The organism is Providencia sp. PROV109, from assembly GCF_033681625.1.
Lineage (GTDB): Bacteria > Pseudomonadota > Gammaproteobacteria > Enterobacterales > Enterobacteriaceae > Providencia > Providencia hangzhouensis.
The window spans coordinates 393,350-412,748 of sequence record NZ_CP096320.1; the positions used below are offsets into that span (position 1 = coordinate 393,350).

Here is a 19,399-nt window from a genome sequence, read left to right on the forward strand (position 1 = left end):
AAATGGTAAGGCTAAAGTTTAAAGGTGAATAAAGTACTAAATCAAGGAATGGGGGAAGCTTGGCTGCGCATGAAAACTTTTAAATGCCAGTAAAAAGTAAGGGACATCATCATAGCCGACTTCTTGGGCGATACGTGTCATAGGCATATTTTCTGTTCTAGATAATATCATTGCTTTGTTCATTCGGGACATTAAGCTAATTTTGGAAAAACATGTATATTCACTGGCTAGTCGTCGTTTAAGGGTTGAAGGACTCATATGGAGTTTTTTTGCGATAGTATCTAGAGTAAGGCATTGTTTACCTGCGCTATGAAAAATTAAGTCATACACTTTATCTTTTATCGAGATATTCATTGAGGCATATAATGTAGAGGTAAATTCATTCACCAGTAAAAAAAATGATAGAATAAAGTTTAAATGAATATGAATAACATTATGGCTGGTCGGTGAGTTAGCTTCTTTAATTGCAGAATGAAATACATCTTCAATAATCGGGTTTTCTTGTAAGCTAGTACAACAAATTTGGCTTATTGAGTGTGTCTTTTTCTTATTAATAAATAATGCTGCATGCTGTTGGTAAAAGGATTTTAACATATCGGTGGTCATTGGAAGTACATCTACAGCCAGCAGATTGTGACTATCAAGATTGATTATCTCAATTGAAGATCCTTTGGGGAGAAAACAGATATCTGCAGCCGTTAGTCTTTGCCATGGGCCTTCTTCTATCCGTATTTCAATTTCGCCAGACCTCACTTTAAATAGTAGAGAGTGAGTTAGATAAAAGCTATTTTTTATTTTATTTGATAGGGTTTCAATATAGGTATGAAACGATTTAACACAGAAATTAGTCGACATTTTTGAACCTAAATAAATATTACCTACGATTATTACCGTAAAATTATTCTGGTTGTGTCAAAGAATTGTTCACGGCTTCCATATTTTTAACAACAAACCTTGAGCTTGCATAAGCTGAAAGATCGATTTGTTATTACTTCCTGACTTAATAAACTTCAGTGTATAGCGATGTGGTTTATTAAAAGGAACGCAGGGATACTAATTTTATATAGGGTATATTGATTTAATTACTGGTCACGATTTTTTATGTTTTTGAGAGAGAACAATAAATTCTTAACGAGTCAGTAATATTCCGAGAGTCATTATTTTAACTCATTGTTTTTATTTAAAATAATTATTTTTATTTTAATATTGGAATTATGTTTTTAGAGTAACAAAAAGATAAGTAAGAAAAAACAAAGTGAAATGACAACTATTAGGTGCTTAACATTAAAAAATAGTAGGAGTAAATAAAAAGGCAGAGTACGTTGAGTATACTTCTGCCTTATCGTGCGTTGGACCAGTAATCAATTCAATATTTGGTTTAACTGACTATATAGGCCTTGTGCGCTCTTCTTATAACCCTCGACGGAGAGGTGCACATTATCAGGTCGTGCTAAATCTTGTGCTGCCCATGTGCGAATTGAACAAGGGCCACCCATAAAGGCTTGCCAGTCCCAAAATAGCGTATTTTCCTGAGCGGCAACTGTTTTTTGAATTTGAATCACACTCGTTAAATTCACTGGCATCTGAGCTTGGCAACTCGCCGCATCATTAAATTTAAGTGAATCATTCGGGCCGATAAGTAAAATAACGCTATTTGGCATTTGTTGGCGAATTAAGCGAATTTTGGCGCGTAAATTTTGCTCGTAAGCGGCTAAATCTAATGTATCGTTAAAAGCTTCATTGGTTCCATAGGCTAAAATCACCATATCAGGGGACATTTGAGCTAAGGTTTCGCTCCATTGTGGTTGCCATTTATCTGTCATACTCAGTGTTGCACCATTGAGCCCAAGAGCTGAAAACATTACTCCTGGTTTTTGCGAACGCACTAACCACCCACCAATTTTCAACCCATCACCTTTATTAACAGTAACTTGGGCTGGAAGCTGGGTATTTACAGGGGACGAAAATACCCACTGGTTGCCTGTGGCTGGCAATGCAACATTGGGGGAGACGGCAGGAGCGACACGCATTTGTGAGTCACTTGTGCTTTGGTATAGAGTTTGTAGCTGATAAGCACCTAGCGCAGGCTGTAAAGGCTTGAGCACTACTTTACTGTTGGCTGCTTGTGGCTCGGCAATTAGCCCACCCAGTGGGTAATCAAAGCGTTCATCTTTGCGGCTTGAAGCCAGTGACCACTCTTTCTTTTCGCTCATACGGTTAATGGTCGCTGTTCGTTGCCCAGGTACCGAAATCGGAGGAATGAAGCCTGGGCCCGCGTCACCATAACGTTGCTGAAATAATGTTCTTAAATTACCGCTGAAAAAGTCAGCGGCTGTATGTGAATCACCAATTTGGACAATGTGAACTTGTTGGTTGCCTTGGCGTAATTTATTCGCCAATTGTGGCAAATTAGGCTCTGAGTTATTGACCAACTGCCCTTGTGCAACGACTGGCTGGCCTTTAGGCAGGCTAGTCGTGCGAGTTTTGTCTGATGTGTTCTGGCAAGACAATAAGCCCAGCGACAAAAGCGCAATCACGCTACCCGCCAATATTTTGGACTTAGCTTGACACAGTTTGTTCAGTTTCATGAGGTTCCTTTTCTTCCTCTTCTTCGAAATGAATGAGTGAGAATACTTTTTCAGCAATCAATTGTTGACCTTTTCCGCTGAAATGGATCCCGTCACCACTTCGCAATTTAATGGTACTACTTGCATCACCGATATAGTCAGAATAGGTATCGCCTTTATATTTAAAGACATCATTGACCGAAAAGTAAATTTCACCGTTGTCTTCAACTTCAGATTGGTAGAGGCTACTTAAGAATTTCATGCCATCGGAGAGCGTATTTTTACGCATATTAGGAGGCCCAACCCAAATAACATCAACATTGTGCTGGCGAGCGGTCGATATTATATCACCAATTCGTTCACGGTACACTTTTTCCCAATCTTCACTTTTAAATTTGACGTATTTATAACCCGTCTGTGGTGGCATATCCCAAGGGTCGTTAGGTCCTAAAAAAATGACTAAAACCTTAATGTTGGGGTTATCATTCAATGCCTTAGCAATGGTTTGTGGCCAATTGAAAAAGCGTGGATACGCCAGTCCTGTACTTTGCTTGCTTAGGTTAATGCTATCGATATTATATTTTTTCAAGAGCATGTTTTTAACATGTGGAGCGACGCCTTGCATCATGGAGTCCCCCGCGAACAGGACTTGTTGGCCCTTTTCGATATTGGCAATATGTTTTGCCACGATTGGCTGATCTTTTTTGATTGTAAAACCACCAAAGTTAATTTTCTGGTTTTTCTCTCTAACTTGTGGTCGTTTAAGCCGCTCAGGGAAAGTAATCGATAAGCTTTCAGCTGGATAAATATAGCCATTTACGAAATGAAGACCAATTTGAAACTCTTTGGGGAAACTGAGTTTTTTATCTTTATTGGCCAGTTCAAGCTCTGCGGCTTGTTTGTCTTCCTGCGCTTTTTGCCCTGATGCGTAATAAGTGAATAAGCTTCCTGCTTCAAGCGCACCATCATGTAAATAAGCACCATAATCCCAGATAGGATTCCCTGCCATTTTTGCCCATGGGGTATCTTGGTGATATTTTTGCTGCCAAAATCGTTCTAGTGAGCTTTGATTCAACCAAATTAATAATAGGCCAGCAATTAGGACAATAAATAAAATCTGCCCAACTTTGATTAGGGTATTTTTAAACTCAGAAGTTAGCATAAATAAACCCCGGCATACCTGAAGGAGAAAGCATAAACATAATAGTTAGAATAATCGCGAGCGGAATAGGATAATAATACCAAGGAATGGTTTGGTATTTTTTTGCCACATAATGGTAGCCTTGTACAAAATAAGGGTAGGTAATCAGTAGTAGCCAAAATGCGATTAGTAAGCCTAGGCTTGCATTAATTGAAGCAATAAAACCAGGTGCAATGATTTGATTGGCCATTAACAGGGCATCATCAAATGAGGGGCTACGGAAGAAAATCCATGCAAAGCAGACAAAATGGAAAGTAATAATTCGTGACACCCAAACGGATAATGTTTTATTAGGAATCACTTGGGTCCATCCTAATTTTTCCATGCATAAACTCTTAAGATTGAGTAGCACAATTCCTAATCCATGAATGGCTCCCCAAACTACAAATGTCATTGCTGCACCATGCCATAACCCTGAAATGACCATCGCAAGGAATACATTGGTATTCATACGGCTAAAACCTTTGCGGTTACCGCCTAGGGGGATATAAATATAGTCGCGAATAAATGTAGATAAGCTGATGTGCCAACGGGCCCAAAACTCTTTTAAATTTGCAGCTAAATAAGGCGCATTAAAGTTAACAGGGACTCTAAATCCTAATAATAACGCGATGCCCGTCACCAGATTGGTATAACCTGAGAAGTTAAAGTAAATATTCCAAGCATAGGCATAGGTTGCTACTAGGATCTCTCCCGCATTGTAACCCACGGGAGAATCAAAGACTGGATTTACAAAATTTTCAGACAAGTAAGAGCTAAATAAAAACAATTTCACTAGTGCTAATGAAATAAGCAATATCGCTTTTCGAGGATCTAAAACCTCACGGCTTTCCGCTTGTATTTGGGGAAGAAAGTTCTTCGCGCGGTTGATTGGCCCTGCGACGATGCTCGGAAAAAATGCAAGATACAATGTTACATCAAAGAAATCGGCTTTAGGAATTTCTTTGCGACAAACTGATACCGTATAGCTTACCGAATGGAATACATAAAATGAGAGTCCAAGCGGTGCGAGTATTTCCAATATAGGAAGACCAACACTAAAACCAAATTTATCGAGTGTTTGCTGAATAGTCTCTTGGAAGAATGAGTAATATTTAAAGGTGGTAAAGAAGCCAACAATGACAGCGGTAAGAATACCGTATATCCATCCACTAGAGAGCCAATTGGTTGCCACGTTGGTAAGCAAATAAATAATCAGTGTGTAGCTAAATAAGATATAAGCAAAGTCAGGACTAAATGAATAAACAAAAAAATAGCTAGCAGTGATTAATAAGCCATTTTGTAACTTTGCACTGGGCTGACAACCCCAATAAATAAGAAAAAAAATCAAGAAAGAGCCAAGAAACTCAAAAGAGAAGAAATTCATATTAGACTCAAAGATGTTAATTATTTTGTTAGAAGGTTAGGGTATATGATATTTGATCTCTTTTTCTATGCAATCAGAATATTGCTTGTCATATTGCTCGTCATATTTCGAGCGGTGACTTTGTTGGCTACGTTCAGCTACCCTAGTCACATACTTATGTATGCTCCTAGGGGTAGCTTCTCTTGCCGCCTCGCCACCACTCGAACTATTTAAGGCAATAGAGTAAATCTAAAAAAACATAAAAAATGAATTAGTCGAATGAGTTAAGTAAGTTAAATACGGTTTGTGAGGGATAAAAAATCCACTTAGTTAAGTGGATTTTTTATGTCTTGTACCTGGTGATACAAAATTAAATGCGAGTGGCTGCTCTTTGCTGAGCTTGTGTAATCAATTCTTCATTACTCGCGTACATCTCTTGTAAATAGCGGTTATAAGTAGAACCTAACTCTGAGTACCCTTTCATATCATTGATTAACTTTTTAGTATCTAGCTCATCTTTTGATAGACGCTGTTTTGCTCGTGAAGTACGTAGTGACTCATAAGCATTATGGGTATTCATATTTTTCATATAAGCAGTCACGGTCTCTTCTACAGAAGAATATGTAGAATAGCCTTTAATCTTTCCTTGTTTGGTCTGGCAGCCACTACCGCAGCGCATACCAAATAAATTACCGTTTTGCAGAGCAAGTTGTGATGTACCCCAACCAGACTCTGTTGCTGCTTGTGTGGCAACTAAGTGTGTTGGCATGATGTCGACACGACTCAATAGTTTGTTCCAATTTAAACGTTTTGGATTACTACATTTCATACCATAGCTATTACAGATTTGTTCAAGACGGCGCAACTCTTGTGCGCTCCACTTCTTATTAGCTTGTACTGATAGCAACCAAGTACGTTCAGCCATAATCTGCTTATTCACTTTTTCAATAACAGGGACAACCGTTTTCAAAAATGCTTTCTTTCGAGGCGTACCAGAAGGGTATTTACGCAAGTCAGGGAGTGAGGTTTTAGCCTGACTTACATTCTGTTGCACAGTTTTATTAGTATACTCTTTATTGAGCATTGTGCTGGTACTGGTGGAGCCCATACTCAGGCTCGAAAATAAAAGTAAAAATAAGAAAGCGAAGACGGCGTTTGTCCTCATCGTTCGAGAGGGCATTTGCTTCTCCTAAGTATCTCTGAACAAAATTCGAGCGAATATTAGCAGATTAATTTTTCACGAGCTACATTTATCCGGGTGACATTAAGGAAACTTCTGTATTATTTTGTGGGTTTTTTTATATTAATATGAATGTATTGATTTTAAATGACCTAATGGTTTCGTTTGGTATATTTTCATATGATGAATAATAAATTAAACTGTTTATTCCCGTGGCGCTTGCTCTTTACTTAAGTTAAATTTGAGTAAAAAACATACAATTCATTTAGTTATTATAGGGTTATTTTGTCTGAAAAATAAGCAGTTGGTAGTCTATTTTTTGACCGAAATGAGTTCTCCATCGTTTTATTAAAGCCTATCGAGGCGACAAAAGTGAAATAAGATTATTATCTGCAAATGAGTAAAAAGTGACATTTACCTTAAATTTTAAGCGCAACAATGTCAGGATAAAGTCCTATAGGGTGAGTCATATGGATATCACAAATAGTCCCTTTAAGGTTTTAAAATTTGTTGCAGTAAATCTTGTTGCTTCGCATCTTCCGCCAGCTGTGGAAAATCAGCCACTGTCCAATAAGAGGTCGGTTTGGGGAGCTGTTTCATATTTCCAGTAGGGAGCAAACGCAGTTGTGCGAGTAATGACAAATCATATTTGAGATAGCGGTCAGGCAACGTTAAAAATAAGCCTTCAGATGGCATAATTTGTGGGGGCATCAGAGGATAACGTTGGTCACTTGTTTGGTAATCTCTTGTTAAAACAAGAAATTTCTCTGGTACTCTACGGTAACTGTTCCACCATAAACCATCAACGCTATCAAATATTTTTCGCGTGGTTTTTCTATCTTTGCTACCGAGTTGGTGAAGGGCCAGTGGAAGAATATTTTCCATTGATTGAGAGTAAGTGGCTAAAGAGCCTGCTCGGCCTTGTAGTATCAAAGTTAAGGCGAGACGGGAACCAAGTAAATTTGAGTACAGGTCTTCAGGGGAAAATGCGGAAACCCCTTCAGAAAACCCCGGTACAGATTGATAGCCATACCACTGTGCAATTTCATGCCATACCGCGAGTTGGAAAGCCAATTTTGCGGCTAAGTAGGCGCTTAGTGTATAGCGCTGTTTGGCGGATTGTGGCGGTTCAAATGCACTGAAATGTATTTGTCTATCCGCTAATTCTTCACTCAGTGACAACGACCATTGTTGGCCTAGACGTGGGTAAATTTGGCTAAATAAGTAAAAAGTATAATCTGCAGTATCTCTGACATGGGAAATATCAATAAACCCGCTTTTATCCGTATAGAGTAAGCCTATTTTTTCATTACTGAGCCCCATTAATGCCGCAGAGGCACCTAAAAAGCTGTCATTATAATGATGTTCTCCTAGGCTATCTGCTTCAACGATATTATCGATAGTGTAAAACGGGACAGGTAATCCCCATAGCTCAGCTTGCAAGTTGTAGCCAAAGGCGCAGCAAGCGCGCAAACCTTGTGGTGGGGCTAAGGAAGCAATAATAGGCCAATTTTGTGAGGCTTCTTCAAAAGTATAGGGGGTAATGACAGGCTCAATAACGGGCAAGTCCAGTTTGTCATGACTTTGGCAAGCGGCTAATAAAAGCCCAATCCCCATTGCCAGAACCCATTTGAACATTAAAACGCCTCCCCAACTTGAAAATATACCCCTGTACTGTTGCGGCCAACACCGAAATCCAAGCGAACATTCATTCTTGGTTTAAATTCAAAACGATAGCCTACGCCAACGGTGGGCAACCAATGCCCTTGGCCTAATTCAGAGGCAGTATCACTCATGGTTCCTGTTCCTAGCCAGCCTACAACGCCATGACGCCAATCGAGTTTATGACGAAGTTCTATTTGGCTGGTGAATATATTGTTATCACGATAACGACCTTCATAATACCCGCGCATGCGGTTACCATTACCGAGTAATGATAGCTGGTTCCACGGTACATTTCCGGTTGAAAACCTCGCATAATTGTCAAATGCAATAACAGTCTCTTCGGCTAAGGCATGGTAATAGGCATATTGTAATTGGGTGGTTTGGAAACGTGTATCGCTACCGAGGCTAGGCGCAAAATAAGTATAGATGGCCTCAAAAGCTTGCCCATGATAGGCATTGGGCAGAAAATCTCGTGTGTCATAACTGTAGTATGCACTGACGCCTGAATTTAACACCGAACGACCCCCAATTGAATTGGAGAAATACTGTTTGGCGCCATTATCAGGATCACTGGCATTGATTGATGAAAAGTTCCAACCAAGACCAATATAAGTCGAATCGGCCAATTGATATAAGACTCTTGGGGTTATTTGGAATTCTTGGGAATGGTACTTTTCTTTATTGTGATCGTTTTTCCCTGCAGAATATCCCTTACCCCAGTAATAAGTGGGAATATTGTTAATGGTGCCGGAAACAAATAACCGCCACTGGTCGTTATCAATAAAATTATAATTGGTAAAATTTAAGCCAAACGCGCCTGTAGACGACGCAAAACCGCTTAAGCCAATAGAAGACGGCTGGGTTTGTTTATCTTCTTTATCTATTCGATATAAACCAACCAGCGCAGTACCAATACCAACGCCCATTTCGGGGGTATAAAATGGCCCCGGTAATACGCCCCAATCGATAGTTTTACTTTCATCAAAGCTATTTTTTCCACCGAGATCGTTTAACCAGCCATCGATTTGCTGGCGATCAGGGAGTAAATCAGCTTTAGCGGGAAAAATAATAAAAAGGCTGAGCAAGGCCAGCCTTTGGATAATTGCCGAATGCCACATTAAAAACGGAATTCCCCAGAAATATAAAAACTATTTCGGTTATTAAAACCGACTTCTGTTAACACATTAAAGTTTCTAGTGAGTTCGACACGGGCACCGACAGTATTATTCCATTTATGGGCAAGATGCTGTTTAACATCGAATTTTGCATCGTCTGGCGCTAATGCCATCAACCCACTCAATTCAGGCGGTAAATCTAGTTTATTAATATCACCTTTGAATCGTTGGGTAATATCTTGATACATGGCACCAGTCCAAATTTGTAGCTTTGTATTACCTTGACCAGGGATTAAAGGTTCAAAGATAAATTCATAACCAACCCGAGGAGTTACAACAAAAGCAGTAATGTCACCGTCTAAGATATCAAGGCTTGTTCTGGTATAGTTAAAATCTAATGTACTAAAGAATTGGTTATACCCACCAGCGAAGGTAACACCACCACCATACGTTTTTCCTTTATAATCTAATTCAAAAGGTAGATTTTTACCGATATCAATTATATTTTCTTTGCCAAAAATTTTGACCCGAGCTTTTACACTATCAAGATTTGTGGTTGATGTTCCTTTGGTTTTTCCGAGCTATAGTCATTTGTGGTGTATGAGGGGAAAAGAGGGTGGCGTATCCTGTTGATTGTTTCCTCCAAGAAATAATTAACAGTAGAGCGATACGCCATGACAAATATTACCCTGAATGTTCTTTCACAACCAGATGAAACTGGCACTGATGTGCTAACTGCTTTATTGCGTAATGGTGCTCGTCAGCTCATTGCGCAAGCAGTTGAAGTAGAGCTGCAGCAACTGCTGCAAGCTCATGAAGAACTGCGTTTACCCGATGGCCGCAAAGCTGTGGTGCGTAACGGCTATTTGCCTGAGCGCAGCATCCAAACGGGCATTGGCGATGTTGATATCAAGGTGCCAAAAGTGCGTGATCGTAGCGGCTCTGGTATTCGTTTTACCAGCGCACTGCTACCGCCATACCTCAAGCGTGCCCGCAGCGTTGAAGAGTTATTACCGTGGCTGTATCTCAAAGGTATTTCCACTGGAGACTACCAAGAAGCCCTTGCAGCCTTGCTGGGTGAGAATGCCAAAGGTCTGTCAGCTAACACCATTTCCAGGCTCAAGGAACGCTGGATTGATGAGCACCGAGAGTGGCGACAGCGCGATTTGAGTGACAAGCGCTACGCGTACCTTTGGGTTGACGGTATTTACAGCAACGTCCGCCTCGATGACCGTTTGTGCTTGCTGGTGGTGATGGGCGTGACAGAGCATGGCCGCAAGGAACTGATTGCTGTTGAAGAAGGCTATCGCGAGTCCGAAGCCAGCTGGCTTGAGCTGCTGAATGGCCTGGTTGCGCGTGGGCTTACGACCTGCCCAAAGCTGGCAACAGCTGACGGCGCTCTGGGCTTCTGGAAGGCTCTGAGCAAAGTATACCCGCAGACCAAACAGCAACGTTGCTGGGTGCATAAGACGGCCAATGTGCTCAACAAACTGCCCAAGGCAGTGCAACCCAAAGTAAAAGAAGCACTGCATGATATCTGGATGGCAGAGACGCGTGAGAAGGCTCATAAAGCCTTTGATATAGCGCTGGAAAGGTTTACTGCTAAGTACCCACGCGCAATGGAATGCTTAGCTAAAGACCGTGAGAGCATGTTGGCTTTCTACGATTTTCCAGCAGAACATTGGGTGAGTATACGCACCACCAACCCAATTGAATCTGCCTTCGCTACAGTACGTTTAAGAACCAGCAAAACCCGCAACTGCGGTTCAAGAAACACAACCCTAGCAATGGTTTATAAATTGCTGCAATCAGCGCAGAAGCGCTGGAACCGCCTGAAAGGATTTCAACTGCTAACCCTCGTGGTCAATAACGTTAAATTCCAAGACGGCGAACAAGTAATGGAGCAGTCAGACAGGAAAACCGCCTGATGCTCGTACACCAGATTTGACCATAACTCGGTTTTTCCATAAACGCCATATACGTTCATAAATGGAAAGACCCAAGTATCGAGTTTTAACATATGTGATTCATTCTTACTGCGTGTATGTCCTGTTTTAATCATTAAGTCATCATTTAAATCGAATTTAACAAAAGGAATATTTACGCCCTTTTCTGATTTAAAGGCTATTTTGTCAACTTTTATATCTTGACGTAGGTTCATATATCCGTAGCCGATCCCAAAAGGTTCCGGTAAATCATACCCTCGAGCGCGGGCTTCATCGCCCCAAATCGGCAGTACTCGTGACTCTGTGGTAGAAGAACGAGTAATGCCGCCTTCGCTGTTACTTTGTGGGACTCCAGACTCACTCACGGAGACCGAAAATAACGGACGATCACTATCGGCAAAGCTCACAGACATGCTCATAATAGAAGAAAGAATCAGTGCAGTACTGAATTGAATGCGTTTCATAAAATTGGCTCAATCTTTAGATAATAGAGAGGTGTAGTTAGGTATATCTATAATAGTTGGAATTTTAACATTGATAATTTTTTTATCGATAGCGCTTAATGCTTTTTTATGAAGATCTAAAACTAGATACCTGTATGTTAATTGTTTATTTAAGATTATCATTTTTCATACCTAAAATAGCTGCCGATGCAAGAAATAACATCGGCACGATAGGGCTGAAAATACTATTTTTTGTTTTGTTGATGAAACTTAACACGCTCATGAAAATAGGCTTTTAAATGGTCTTCCATTTGGTGAATCTTTTGTTCTAAGGCGTTGACCAGCACTTCATCGCTATTCATATCGAAAACGCGCTGCATCGCCAGTTCATCAACATATTCTTTTTGTGCCTTGGTTAAATCAGCCATATTTGAATTACCTTTATTGAAATAGAACTTTTGCTTTATCAATTTAAAGCAAATTAAAGAAAGTGCATTATTGTGCCTCAGTCAATACAGTATGAAAAGTAGAATAACTGATTGTCGAATAATGATTATTTATTAACTTACTTGCAATACGAAGGATCAAATCACAATCTCTGTTTGTTAAGAATAATCACAATATTCTTAATGAATATAAGCTGATATCCTCGCCAGAGTCACTTATTAATAGGTCTGAAAATGAATAATAAACAACACTACCTTGATACCGCAGCAGGTGAGGGTGAAAAAGAAGCATCAATGATGGTTGCTATCCCTGGTTCTGAGCTGACGTCTTTATTATTAGAGCAGCGTTTAGAAGAGCAAACTTATTTCACCGATGGTGAAATAGACTACATTCCTGAGGATGGCGGCTTTTTCTTTAGCTGTAAAAAAGATGAAGAAGAATTACGTTTTTATATCTCTTTAGTGGATAGCGACCCTGAATATACCATCAATCCTTATTTTGCCACTGATCCAATTAGCCCTGAGCTGTATGCAGAGGCCAGTGCTGCTCCTCAAGCAGTGATTGTTGAATGTTTATTTCAAGGACAGCCATTAGTTAATTACCTTCAGCAGCTGAAAATTATTCAAATATTAGTGCCAGATTTATTACTAGGCTTGGATATTTCTGCCGCAGGGAAAGTGTTTACTCATGAGTGGCTTAATTTCCAACTAATTGATGATTTGATGCCAAGCATTGACTCTTTGTATGTTGTTCATGCTATTTATGATCAAGAAGACAATGAAGACAAGCCGGAAGAAGAGCGTGCTCCGACCATGTATTGGTTCCATACTCACGGTTTGGCACGTTGTGGTTTATCGGAAGCAGAAATTATTATACCGCACCCGATTGCTTCTTATTATGGTATTCCCGAACTATTTTGGAGCTTCGTGAATAACAGTATTACTCACGGAAAAATCGTGTTTAATGAACCTATTTTTATTGGTCAAACCCAAGCAGGCTATGAGTATTTAGTTGCAGTACCGTTTGAAGAAGGGCTGTTGCATGTGGGTAAATCAACGCCAATTGATGACTTAAAACCACTTGAAGAGATGAATTTCGAGTTTGGTGATGCGTCATCAGAGCGTTTTATGGGGGATTGGCATGATCGAGACGAATCTCATCAGCACCCATCCGCGATGTTGTTTCGTGTGACACAAGAAAACCCGGTATTAGAAAGTTTCTTTGAAGGCTTTGAAGATCAAAACGCGATGATGTTTATGCGTACCGATGAAGAAACCGCTGATATGTCCCGTAAAGCCAAATTACGTTGGGAATATTTTACCCATATGTTAGATAACTACGGGCCAAAACCGGTCGCTCAGAAGAAAGGATTTTTTGCCAAATTCCTCGGTAAAAACGAGGAAGCTGAAGATTCGGAATGGCGCTTTTTAGTGAAATGCGGTATTGGTTACCATGATGCAGAAGAGGATTTTGATGGCCATGAACATATGTGGTTTGAACCCGTTTCTTGGCATGGTGACCAATTTGAAGGGCGCTTAATAAACCATCCTTTTTATGTACAAAATATGCAAGAAGGGGAAGTTTATCCATTAACACGTGATGATATTACGGACTGGACAATTTATTTCCAAGACGGCAGCTATACCCCTGATACGATATATAAATTGTTAAGTGGCGCTCAAGTTCACTAACTTGTCATACTCGTCATACTTCAAGCTGCATGGGTGTTGACTGCGCTCAGCCAGCCGAATCACATACTTATGTATGCTCATCGGTCTGTCTTCGTTTGTCGCCTACATGCAACTTGAATTATTTAGAGTATATACGCGCCACGATTCAAACCGCATGGGTGTTGACTGAGCTCCGCCAGCCGAATCACATACTTATTCAAGCTAGAGTACAAAGGTTTATGTTAGACTGGGCGCGCAATGCGCCCAATTTAATGATGAAAATTTAACGCCATGAATGAATCCGAGCTTTACCAATATGCCTTGTTTATGCTTTCCCGTCGTGATTATGGGAAAGCAGAGCTATTTGCTCGTATGAAACGGCGTATGTATGAAAAAAATGAAGGTATTATTGATGAGCCTTTAATTGAATTGGTGCTTGAAAGGCTAAGTGAGCAACATTTTCTTGATGACGACCGTGTCGCGGGGTTATTAATGCAAGGTTATCTCCGTAAAGGGTATGGACCATTGCGGATAAAACAAGAAATGCGGCAGAAAGGTTTCACTGAAACGGTTGTGGAAAAGCATTTTGCTACTCTAGATGTAGATTGGTTTGAAAAGGCCGCATTGGTTCGTAGTAAAAAATTCGGTGATGACCTTCCTCATGATTTCAAGGAAAAAAGCAAATAAATTAGATATTTACAGTATCGTGGTTTTTTTGGCGATATGATTTATGAGTTATTCAATGGTTAGTTTTCATATTGTTAATTTATAAAATCACTTACTTTTCAACTGGTTGAAATAAAATTTGAACATAGTTTTTGACGTTGTTTATTTTAGATTAATCAGTGAATTGTGAGTTCGATCTTTCTTTTATCAATTTCATGTTAACGTTAACATATCTTTGATCATATACTGTGTTCATGTTCTGGGCAGCTCACTTCACGATAAATCAAAAAAGAGAAGAAAGCGCTAGCAATGATATTTATTGGTTTAATTCAAATAGGTATTAATATGAAGATGTTACCGTTATCTGCGATTGCAGCGGCTTTTGTCATCCTATTCCCTTTGGTGGGGGATGCTCAAACGGATTTAAGCCGTATTGAGGCAAGGCTGGAGGCGTTAGAGAAAAGAGCTGAGTTGGCAGAACGACGTGCCGAAGCTGCTGAACAGAAAGCAGAAAAGCTCGAACGAGTGATGAATATGCATGAAACTACCAAACAACCCATATCAACCGTTGTTAAGGAGCCTATTTCCAATACAAATGTACCAAGGGAGAGTGAAGAAAAACCAACATCTGGGATCCAATACCACAATGATTACGGTGAACTTAAGCTTTATGGCGATGTTGAGTTCAATATGGATGGGGCGAGTCGTCAGGGACAAATTACATCTGTCAGAACGGCTCTTGGGAAAAACAACCAACCAAATAAGAGTGATAATTGGGATATTAATGGACGAATCTTGATTGGGGTAGATGGTAATCATTTGAAAGATAATGGAAATTATGCAGGGTTTTCTGTGCAGCCGCTTGCGGATATGACAGGAAAAATGAACCTTGATGATGCCGCTTTTTATTTCGGGCAAAAGGATCGCTGGCAAGTAAAGCTCGGCCGTTACGAAGCTTATGATATGTTCCCATTAGGACAAGATACGTTTGTACAGTATTCAGGCAATACGGCGAATGATTTGTACAGTGATGGGTTCGGTTATATTTATATGATGAAAGAAGGGCGTGGGCGTTCAGGTGATGGTGGTAGTGTTCAACTTTCCCATTCATTAGATGATTGGTATTTTGAAATTAACGCATTGGTTGAAGATGGTACCGCTTTATTCGATGATTCTAATTACCATGGTTATCAGCTAGATAATAAGAAAAATGTTATTTATTTAAGGCCTGTGGTGGCTTGGCAGCCGAATGATTTTAAAGTGGCTATTGCGATGGAATCCCAAGTTATCAACAATGCCTATGGGGATAACGTTGATGGTCATTGGAAGGATATGTCCAAACGTAATGGATATGGTATGACTTTAGGATGGAATAGCGTAGAAAAAGACTCAGATAATGGCGTGCAGCTAACATTCAGTACTGCATACCTAGATGCAATAGCAGAAACAGATTTATCGTTAGGTGGCTATGCCTTGTGGCGTCGCGCTCAACTAGGTTATATCTATGCGCATAATAATATTAAAGATTTTAATGCAGTAAATATTTCGACAGACCCTAATTCAGTATTGAATAACATCCCAGGTAAATATGATATTCATACTTTATATGCTTCTTATGAGTTACCTCAAATTTTAGCTATAGATAATTACAAAATTTATCTTGGTGCTTATTACTCTAAAATTAATGCAGATAACCCTAATTTGATTAGTCATCATGATGATGAACGCTATGGTGTTCGTGCTCGCTTCAAATATTTTTTCTAGTCTAAGTTAAGCCGTTCTTCCTATGTGTTGTTAATAAATAGGAAGATCGGCTGCAAAATAACTATCAAAAAGATTTTTTATTTATTTCTCTTGTGTTTTAACGCATTTCTATATTAAAAATCATCTGCTGACATGATCATTGTCAGTGAATTTTGCTTAATGATTAGGCAGAGTAATTTTTTTATAATTACAAAATAAGACAGGCAGGAGAAATAAATGATTGAGCTCTTAATCGGCGTTATTGTCGCCATTGGAGTTGGGCGTTATATCATAAAAGGGTATTCCGCAACGGGTGTGTTAATGACGGGAGGGATTTTACTTCTAATCATTACCGCTATTATGGGCAAAAGTATTTTACCAGGTTCTGTTCCAACGACGGGGTGGCGTGTAACAGATATTCTGGAATACATAAAATTCCTATTAATGAGCCGAGGTGGCGACCTTGGTATGATGATCATGGTGTTATGTGGGTTTGCATCTTATATGACTCACATTGGGGCGAATGATGTTGTGGTGAAAATCGCTTCTAAGCCATTAAAAATGATCAACTCACCTTATTTGTTGATGGTTGCTGCTTATATTGTGGCATGTTTGATGTCACTGGCAGTATCTTCTGCGACAGGCCTCGGTGTATTACTGATGGCGACATTATTCCCTGTAATGGTGAATGTCGGGATCAGCCGTGGTGCAGCAGCAGCAATCTGTGCATCGCCAGCGGCAATTATTTTAGCGCCGACATCTGGTGATGTTATCTTAGCGGCAAAAGCGGCCGAAATGCCATTAATCGACTTTGCATTTAAAACGACCTTACCGATTTCTATCGCGGCAATTGTGGCAATGTCAATCGCTCACTTCTTTTGGCAGCGTTACCTCGACAGAAAAGAAAATGTCACGACTGAAATGTTAGATGTGAATGAAATTAAAACCCATGCTCCTGCTTTCTACGCTATTTTACCTTTTACGCCAATTATCGGTGTTTTAGTGTTTGATGGTAAATGGGCGCCTGAATTGCATATTGTTACCATTATTGTTGGCTGTATTATTTTGGCTGCAATCATTGAATTCATCCGTAGCTTCAGCGCTAAACATGTCTATAGTGGCTTAGAAGTTTGCTACAAAGGTATGGCAGAAGCATTCGCAACGGTCGTTATGTTATTAGTGGCGGCTGGGGTATTTGCTCAAGGTTTAAGTACCATTGGCTTTATTAAAGGGCTCATTGACCTTGCACAGTCATTCGGTTCTGGCGCAATTGTGATGATGATTGCACTGGTGGTGATTACGATGTTAGCTGCGATGACCACAGGTTCAGGGAATGCACCGTTCTATGCATTTGTTGAACTAATTCCTCATTTAGCAAAACAAATGGGGGTCAATCCTGCTTACTTAGTGATACCAATGCTACAAGCCTCTAACTTAGGGCGGACTTTATCGCCGGTATCAGGGGTTGTCGTGGCCGTATCTGGTATGGCAAAAATCTCTCCGTTCGAAGTCGTGAAAAGAACGTCAATCCCAGTATTAGTTGGATTGGTTGTGGTTGTAATTGCGACAGAAATATTAGTGCCTATATATCTATAACATTTCAGTTTCTCAGGTAAAAAAAATGGCTGAGCGAATAACTCAGCCATTCCTCGAATTAAAAATTAAATACTTTATATCTAAAATTTACTCTTTTAATTGATTGCGAAATTATTTTTTTACAGAATAATTACGTGGTGTTTGTTCTTTTACGTTATTAACGAGATCTACCCCAAAAAGTTGAAAGAAATAGAGTAATTAAATTAGGTACTGTTGCCCATTTAATGCAAAATCTGCACATCTTATTTTAATAACGTTAATGATGAAGAACACAAGATGAGCACAATTGAAAAAGCAGTAGTTACAGAAGATAAACCTGTCAGTAAGTGGACTTATAAGGATTTTACTTGGGTACTTTCTTTATTTGGTACCGCCGTGGGGGCAGGCGTTTTATTCCTACCAATTAAAGCTGGTGCTGGGGGGTTTTGGCCATTAGTAGTATTAGCAATAATTGCAACGCCAATGATTTGGTTGGCTCATAAAGGGTTAGCTCGCTTTGTCTTATCCTCAAAAAATCCAAATGCCGATATTACCGATACGGTAGAAGAGCATTTTGGTAAAGTAGGCGCAAATATTATTACATTTGCCTATTTCTTTGCTATTTACCCTATCGTATTGATTTACGGTGTCGGTATCACGAATACTGTTGATTCGTTCTTAGTAAATCAATTAGGAATAGACCCACTACCACGATGGTTATTGTCTGGAGTATTGATTGCTGCAATGACTGCTGGTGTGGTATTTGGTCGCGACCTTATGTTAAAGCTCACCTCCCTAATGGTTTATCCTTTGGTATTCATTTTGTTAGCTTTATCATTGTATCTAATCCCTGAGTGGAATATGTCCATGCTAGAGGTGGCTCCTGATTGGAGTGCAATGCCTGTGATTGTTTGGATGGCGATCCCACTTATCGTATTCTCATTTAACCATAGCCCAATCATCAGCCAATTTACTAAAGACCAACGTCAGCAGTTTGGTGATAATGCAGTGGTAAAAACGGATATGATTACTGGTGGTGCAGCATTGATGCTGACTGGTTTCGTGATGTTTTTCGTTTTCTCTGTGGTGTTATCACTAAGCCCAGCAGAGCTTGCCGTTGCGAAAGAACAAAATATCAGTGTGTTATCACATATTGCGAATATCAACCCATCGCCAATCCTATCTTATTTAGGGCCTATTGTTGCTTTCGCTGCGATTGTATCAAGTTACTTTGGTCACTTCTTAGGCGCTCACGAAGGTTTGGTTGGGTTAATTAAATCTCGCTCTTCTTTCTCTGTGAAGAAAATTCAAACGGCATCCATGTTATTTATTGTGATAACAACCTGGATTGTGACTATTCGTAACCCAAGTATTTTAGGCATGATTGAAACGATGGGGGCACCAATGATTGCCGCTATCCTATTCATTCTACCTGTTGTTTCGATGAATATTGTTCCTGCAATGAAGAAATTTAGCACTTCAAAATTGGCACAAATCTTTACTTTTATCTGTGGATTAGCGTCTATTACTTCGGTTATTTATGGTGCATTTTTATAGTTATAAATAAAGTGATATAAGAAACAGAGCCATGACCTGTAAAAGTCATGGCTTTTTTTATATCAATACGAACTAGGTTATATGGATAGACATTGATATAACTAATTTTTAAGCTGGGGGGTGTGATAATCACCCTCACCGTATCTATCAATATGAAATAATTTCAAGTGCAAGTAGTTGCTCGGTATCGTGGCTTAGGTAATATCTAAGGTTATCACAGCATTATAATAACGTAATCACTACCTCTGGCTGTAACTATTCCAGTGCGTTGCAACAAGG

At 39.7% G+C, this 19,399-nt stretch carries 14 protein-coding genes and 2 pseudogenes; 6 read left to right on the forward strand and 10 right to left on the reverse strand.

Annotated features, from left to right (window positions below; all coding sequences use genetic code 11):
• Positions 1 to 36 precede the first annotated feature (36 nt).
• The 8 genes and pseudogenes from M1F25_RS01745 to M1F25_RS01780 all read right to left on the reverse strand — a co-directional run.
• Positions 37 to 855, reverse strand: a complete 819-nt coding sequence (locus tag M1F25_RS01745) for a helix-turn-helix domain-containing protein (RefSeq protein WP_181489143.1) — start codon at positions 853 to 855, stop codon at positions 37 to 39.
• A gap of 506 nt (positions 856 to 1,361) precedes the next feature.
• On the reverse strand, positions 1,362 to 2,588 hold the full coding sequence (locus M1F25_RS01750; protein ID WP_112307386.1) for an SGNH/GDSL hydrolase family protein: 1,227 nt from the start codon (positions 2,586 to 2,588) through the stop codon (positions 1,362 to 1,364).
• Positions 2,560 to 3,729: a DUF459 domain-containing protein gene (locus tag M1F25_RS01755; protein WP_094961456.1), complete on the reverse strand. Its 1,170-nt coding sequence runs from the start codon at positions 3,727 to 3,729 to the stop codon at positions 2,560 to 2,562. The genes M1F25_RS01750 and M1F25_RS01755 overlap by 29 nt, the downstream gene beginning before the upstream one ends.
• Complete coding sequence (locus M1F25_RS01760) at positions 3,716 to 5,134, reverse strand: MBOAT family O-acyltransferase (protein WP_181489145.1); 1,419 nt, start codon at positions 5,132 to 5,134, stop codon at positions 3,716 to 3,718. The genes M1F25_RS01755 and M1F25_RS01760 overlap by 14 nt, the downstream gene beginning before the upstream one ends.
• Positions 5,135 to 5,483: 349 nt before the next feature.
• Positions 5,484 to 6,293 carry a protein bax gene (locus M1F25_RS01765; protein ID WP_164454927.1) on the reverse strand — a complete coding sequence of 270 codons (810 nt, stop codon included), beginning with the start codon at positions 6,291 to 6,293 and terminating at the stop codon, positions 5,484 to 5,486.
• Between the two features lie 492 nt (positions 6,294 to 6,785).
• Complete coding sequence (locus M1F25_RS01770; RefSeq protein ID WP_112307388.1) at positions 6,786 to 7,931, reverse strand: DUF4056 domain-containing protein; 1,146 nt, start codon at positions 7,929 to 7,931, stop codon at positions 6,786 to 6,788.
• Entirely contained in the window at positions 7,931 to 9,076 is a 1,146-nt protein-coding gene (locus M1F25_RS01775) for a BamA/TamA family outer membrane protein (protein ID WP_181489147.1), read from the reverse strand. The genes M1F25_RS01770 and M1F25_RS01775 overlap by 1 nt, the downstream gene beginning before the upstream one ends.
• Positions 9,076 to 9,651: pseudogene (locus tag M1F25_RS01780) on the reverse strand (hypothetical protein); the annotation flags it as partial. The gene M1F25_RS01775 and the pseudogene M1F25_RS01780, both read right to left, overlap by 1 nt.
• A 96-nt stretch (positions 9,652 to 9,747) precedes the next feature.
• Between M1F25_RS01780 and M1F25_RS01785 the strand changes: the two are divergent.
• Complete coding sequence (locus M1F25_RS01785) at positions 9,748 to 11,001, forward strand: IS256 family transposase (protein ID WP_135536280.1); 1,254 nt, start codon at positions 9,748 to 9,750, stop codon at positions 10,999 to 11,001.
• 26 nt (positions 11,002 to 11,027) lie between these two features.
• On the opposite strand, the pseudogene M1F25_RS01790 reads toward M1F25_RS01785, so the two are convergent.
• Together M1F25_RS01790 and M1F25_RS01795 are read right to left on the reverse strand one after the other, a co-directional pair.
• A pseudogene (locus M1F25_RS01790) lies at positions 11,028 to 11,483 on the reverse strand (hypothetical protein); the annotation flags it as partial.
• A 224-nt stretch (positions 11,484 to 11,707) separates the two neighbouring features.
• Positions 11,708 to 11,890 (reverse strand): hypothetical protein, encoded by a 183-nt coding sequence (locus M1F25_RS01795; RefSeq protein ID WP_004261179.1) that lies wholly within the window; start codon positions 11,888 to 11,890, stop codon positions 11,708 to 11,710.
• Between the two features lie 252 nt (positions 11,891 to 12,142).
• Here M1F25_RS01795 and M1F25_RS01800 point away from each other — a divergent pair, with 252 nt between their 5' ends.
• The 5 genes from M1F25_RS01800 to M1F25_RS01820 all read left to right on the forward strand — a co-directional run bounded on the left by M1F25_RS01800 (position 12,143) and on the right by M1F25_RS01820 (position 19,120).
• On the forward strand, positions 12,143 to 13,600 hold the full coding sequence (locus M1F25_RS01800) for a DUF4026 domain-containing protein (RefSeq protein WP_181489149.1): 1,458 nt from the start codon (positions 12,143 to 12,145) through the stop codon (positions 13,598 to 13,600).
• A 270-nt stretch (positions 13,601 to 13,870) separates the two neighbouring features.
• Positions 13,871 to 14,266: a regulatory protein RecX gene (locus tag M1F25_RS01805; protein ID WP_181489151.1), complete on the forward strand. Its 396-nt coding sequence runs from the start codon at positions 13,871 to 13,873 to the stop codon at positions 14,264 to 14,266.
• A gap of 324 nt (positions 14,267 to 14,590) precedes the next feature.
• Positions 14,591 to 16,009: a carbohydrate porin gene (locus M1F25_RS01810; RefSeq protein WP_036958415.1), complete on the forward strand. Its 1,419-nt coding sequence runs from the start codon at positions 14,591 to 14,593 to the stop codon at positions 16,007 to 16,009.
• 216 nt (positions 16,010 to 16,225) lie between these two features.
• Positions 16,226 to 17,584: an anaerobic C4-dicarboxylate transporter DcuC gene (gene dcuC, locus M1F25_RS01815; protein ID WP_004261170.1), complete on the forward strand. Its 1,359-nt coding sequence runs from the start codon at positions 16,226 to 16,228 to the stop codon at positions 17,582 to 17,584.
• 276 nt (positions 17,585 to 17,860) lie between these two features.
• Complete coding sequence (locus tag M1F25_RS01820) at positions 17,861 to 19,120, forward strand: aromatic amino acid transport family protein (RefSeq protein WP_004261167.1); 1,260 nt, start codon at positions 17,861 to 17,863, stop codon at positions 19,118 to 19,120.
• Positions 19,121 to 19,399: the final 279 nt, after the last annotated feature.

What these genes read in the sequence shown, in the direction of transcription:
- M1F25_RS01755 (WP_094961456.1), bottom strand. Translation starts at nt 3,729, where the DNA reads ATGCTAACTTCTGAGTTTAAAAATACCCTAATCAAAGTTGGGCAGATT.
- M1F25_RS01770 (WP_112307388.1), bottom strand. Translation starts at nt 7,931, where the DNA reads ATGTTCAAATGGGTTCTGGCAATGGGGATTGGGCTTTTATTAGCCGCT.
- M1F25_RS01820 (WP_004261167.1), top strand. Translation starts at nt 17,861, where the DNA reads ATGAGCACAATTGAAAAAGCAGTAGTTACAGAAGATAAACCTGTCAGT.
- M1F25_RS01810 (WP_036958415.1), top strand. Translation starts at nt 14,591, where the DNA reads ATGAAGATGTTACCGTTATCTGCGATTGCAGCGGCTTTTGTCATCCTA.
- M1F25_RS01805 (WP_181489151.1), top strand. Translation starts at nt 13,871, where the DNA reads ATGAATGAATCCGAGCTTTACCAATATGCCTTGTTTATGCTTTCCCGT.
- M1F25_RS01775 (WP_181489147.1), bottom strand. Translation starts at nt 9,076, where the DNA reads ATGTGGCATTCGGCAATTATCCAAAGGCTGGCCTTGCTCAGCCTTTTT.
- M1F25_RS01800 (WP_181489149.1), top strand. Translation starts at nt 12,143, where the DNA reads ATGAATAATAAACAACACTACCTTGATACCGCAGCAGGTGAGGGTGAA.
- M1F25_RS01785 (WP_135536280.1), top strand. Translation starts at nt 9,748, where the DNA reads ATGACAAATATTACCCTGAATGTTCTTTCACAACCAGATGAAACTGGC.
- dcuC (WP_004261170.1), top strand. Translation starts at nt 16,226, where the DNA reads ATGATTGAGCTCTTAATCGGCGTTATTGTCGCCATTGGAGTTGGGCGT.
- M1F25_RS01750 (WP_112307386.1), bottom strand. Translation starts at nt 2,588, where the DNA reads ATGAAACTGAACAAACTGTGTCAAGCTAAGTCCAAAATATTGGCGGGT.
- M1F25_RS01795 (WP_004261179.1), bottom strand. Translation starts at nt 11,890, where the DNA reads ATGGCTGATTTAACCAAGGCACAAAAAGAATATGTTGATGAACTGGCG.
- M1F25_RS01760 (WP_181489145.1), bottom strand. Translation starts at nt 5,134, where the DNA reads ATGAATTTCTTCTCTTTTGAGTTTCTTGGCTCTTTCTTGATTTTTTTT.
- M1F25_RS01765 (WP_164454927.1), bottom strand. Translation starts at nt 6,293, where the DNA reads ATGCCCTCTCGAACGATGAGGACAAACGCCGTCTTCGCTTTCTTATTT.
- M1F25_RS01745 (WP_181489143.1), bottom strand. Translation starts at nt 855, where the DNA reads ATGTCGACTAATTTCTGTGTTAAATCGTTTCATACCTATATTGAAACC.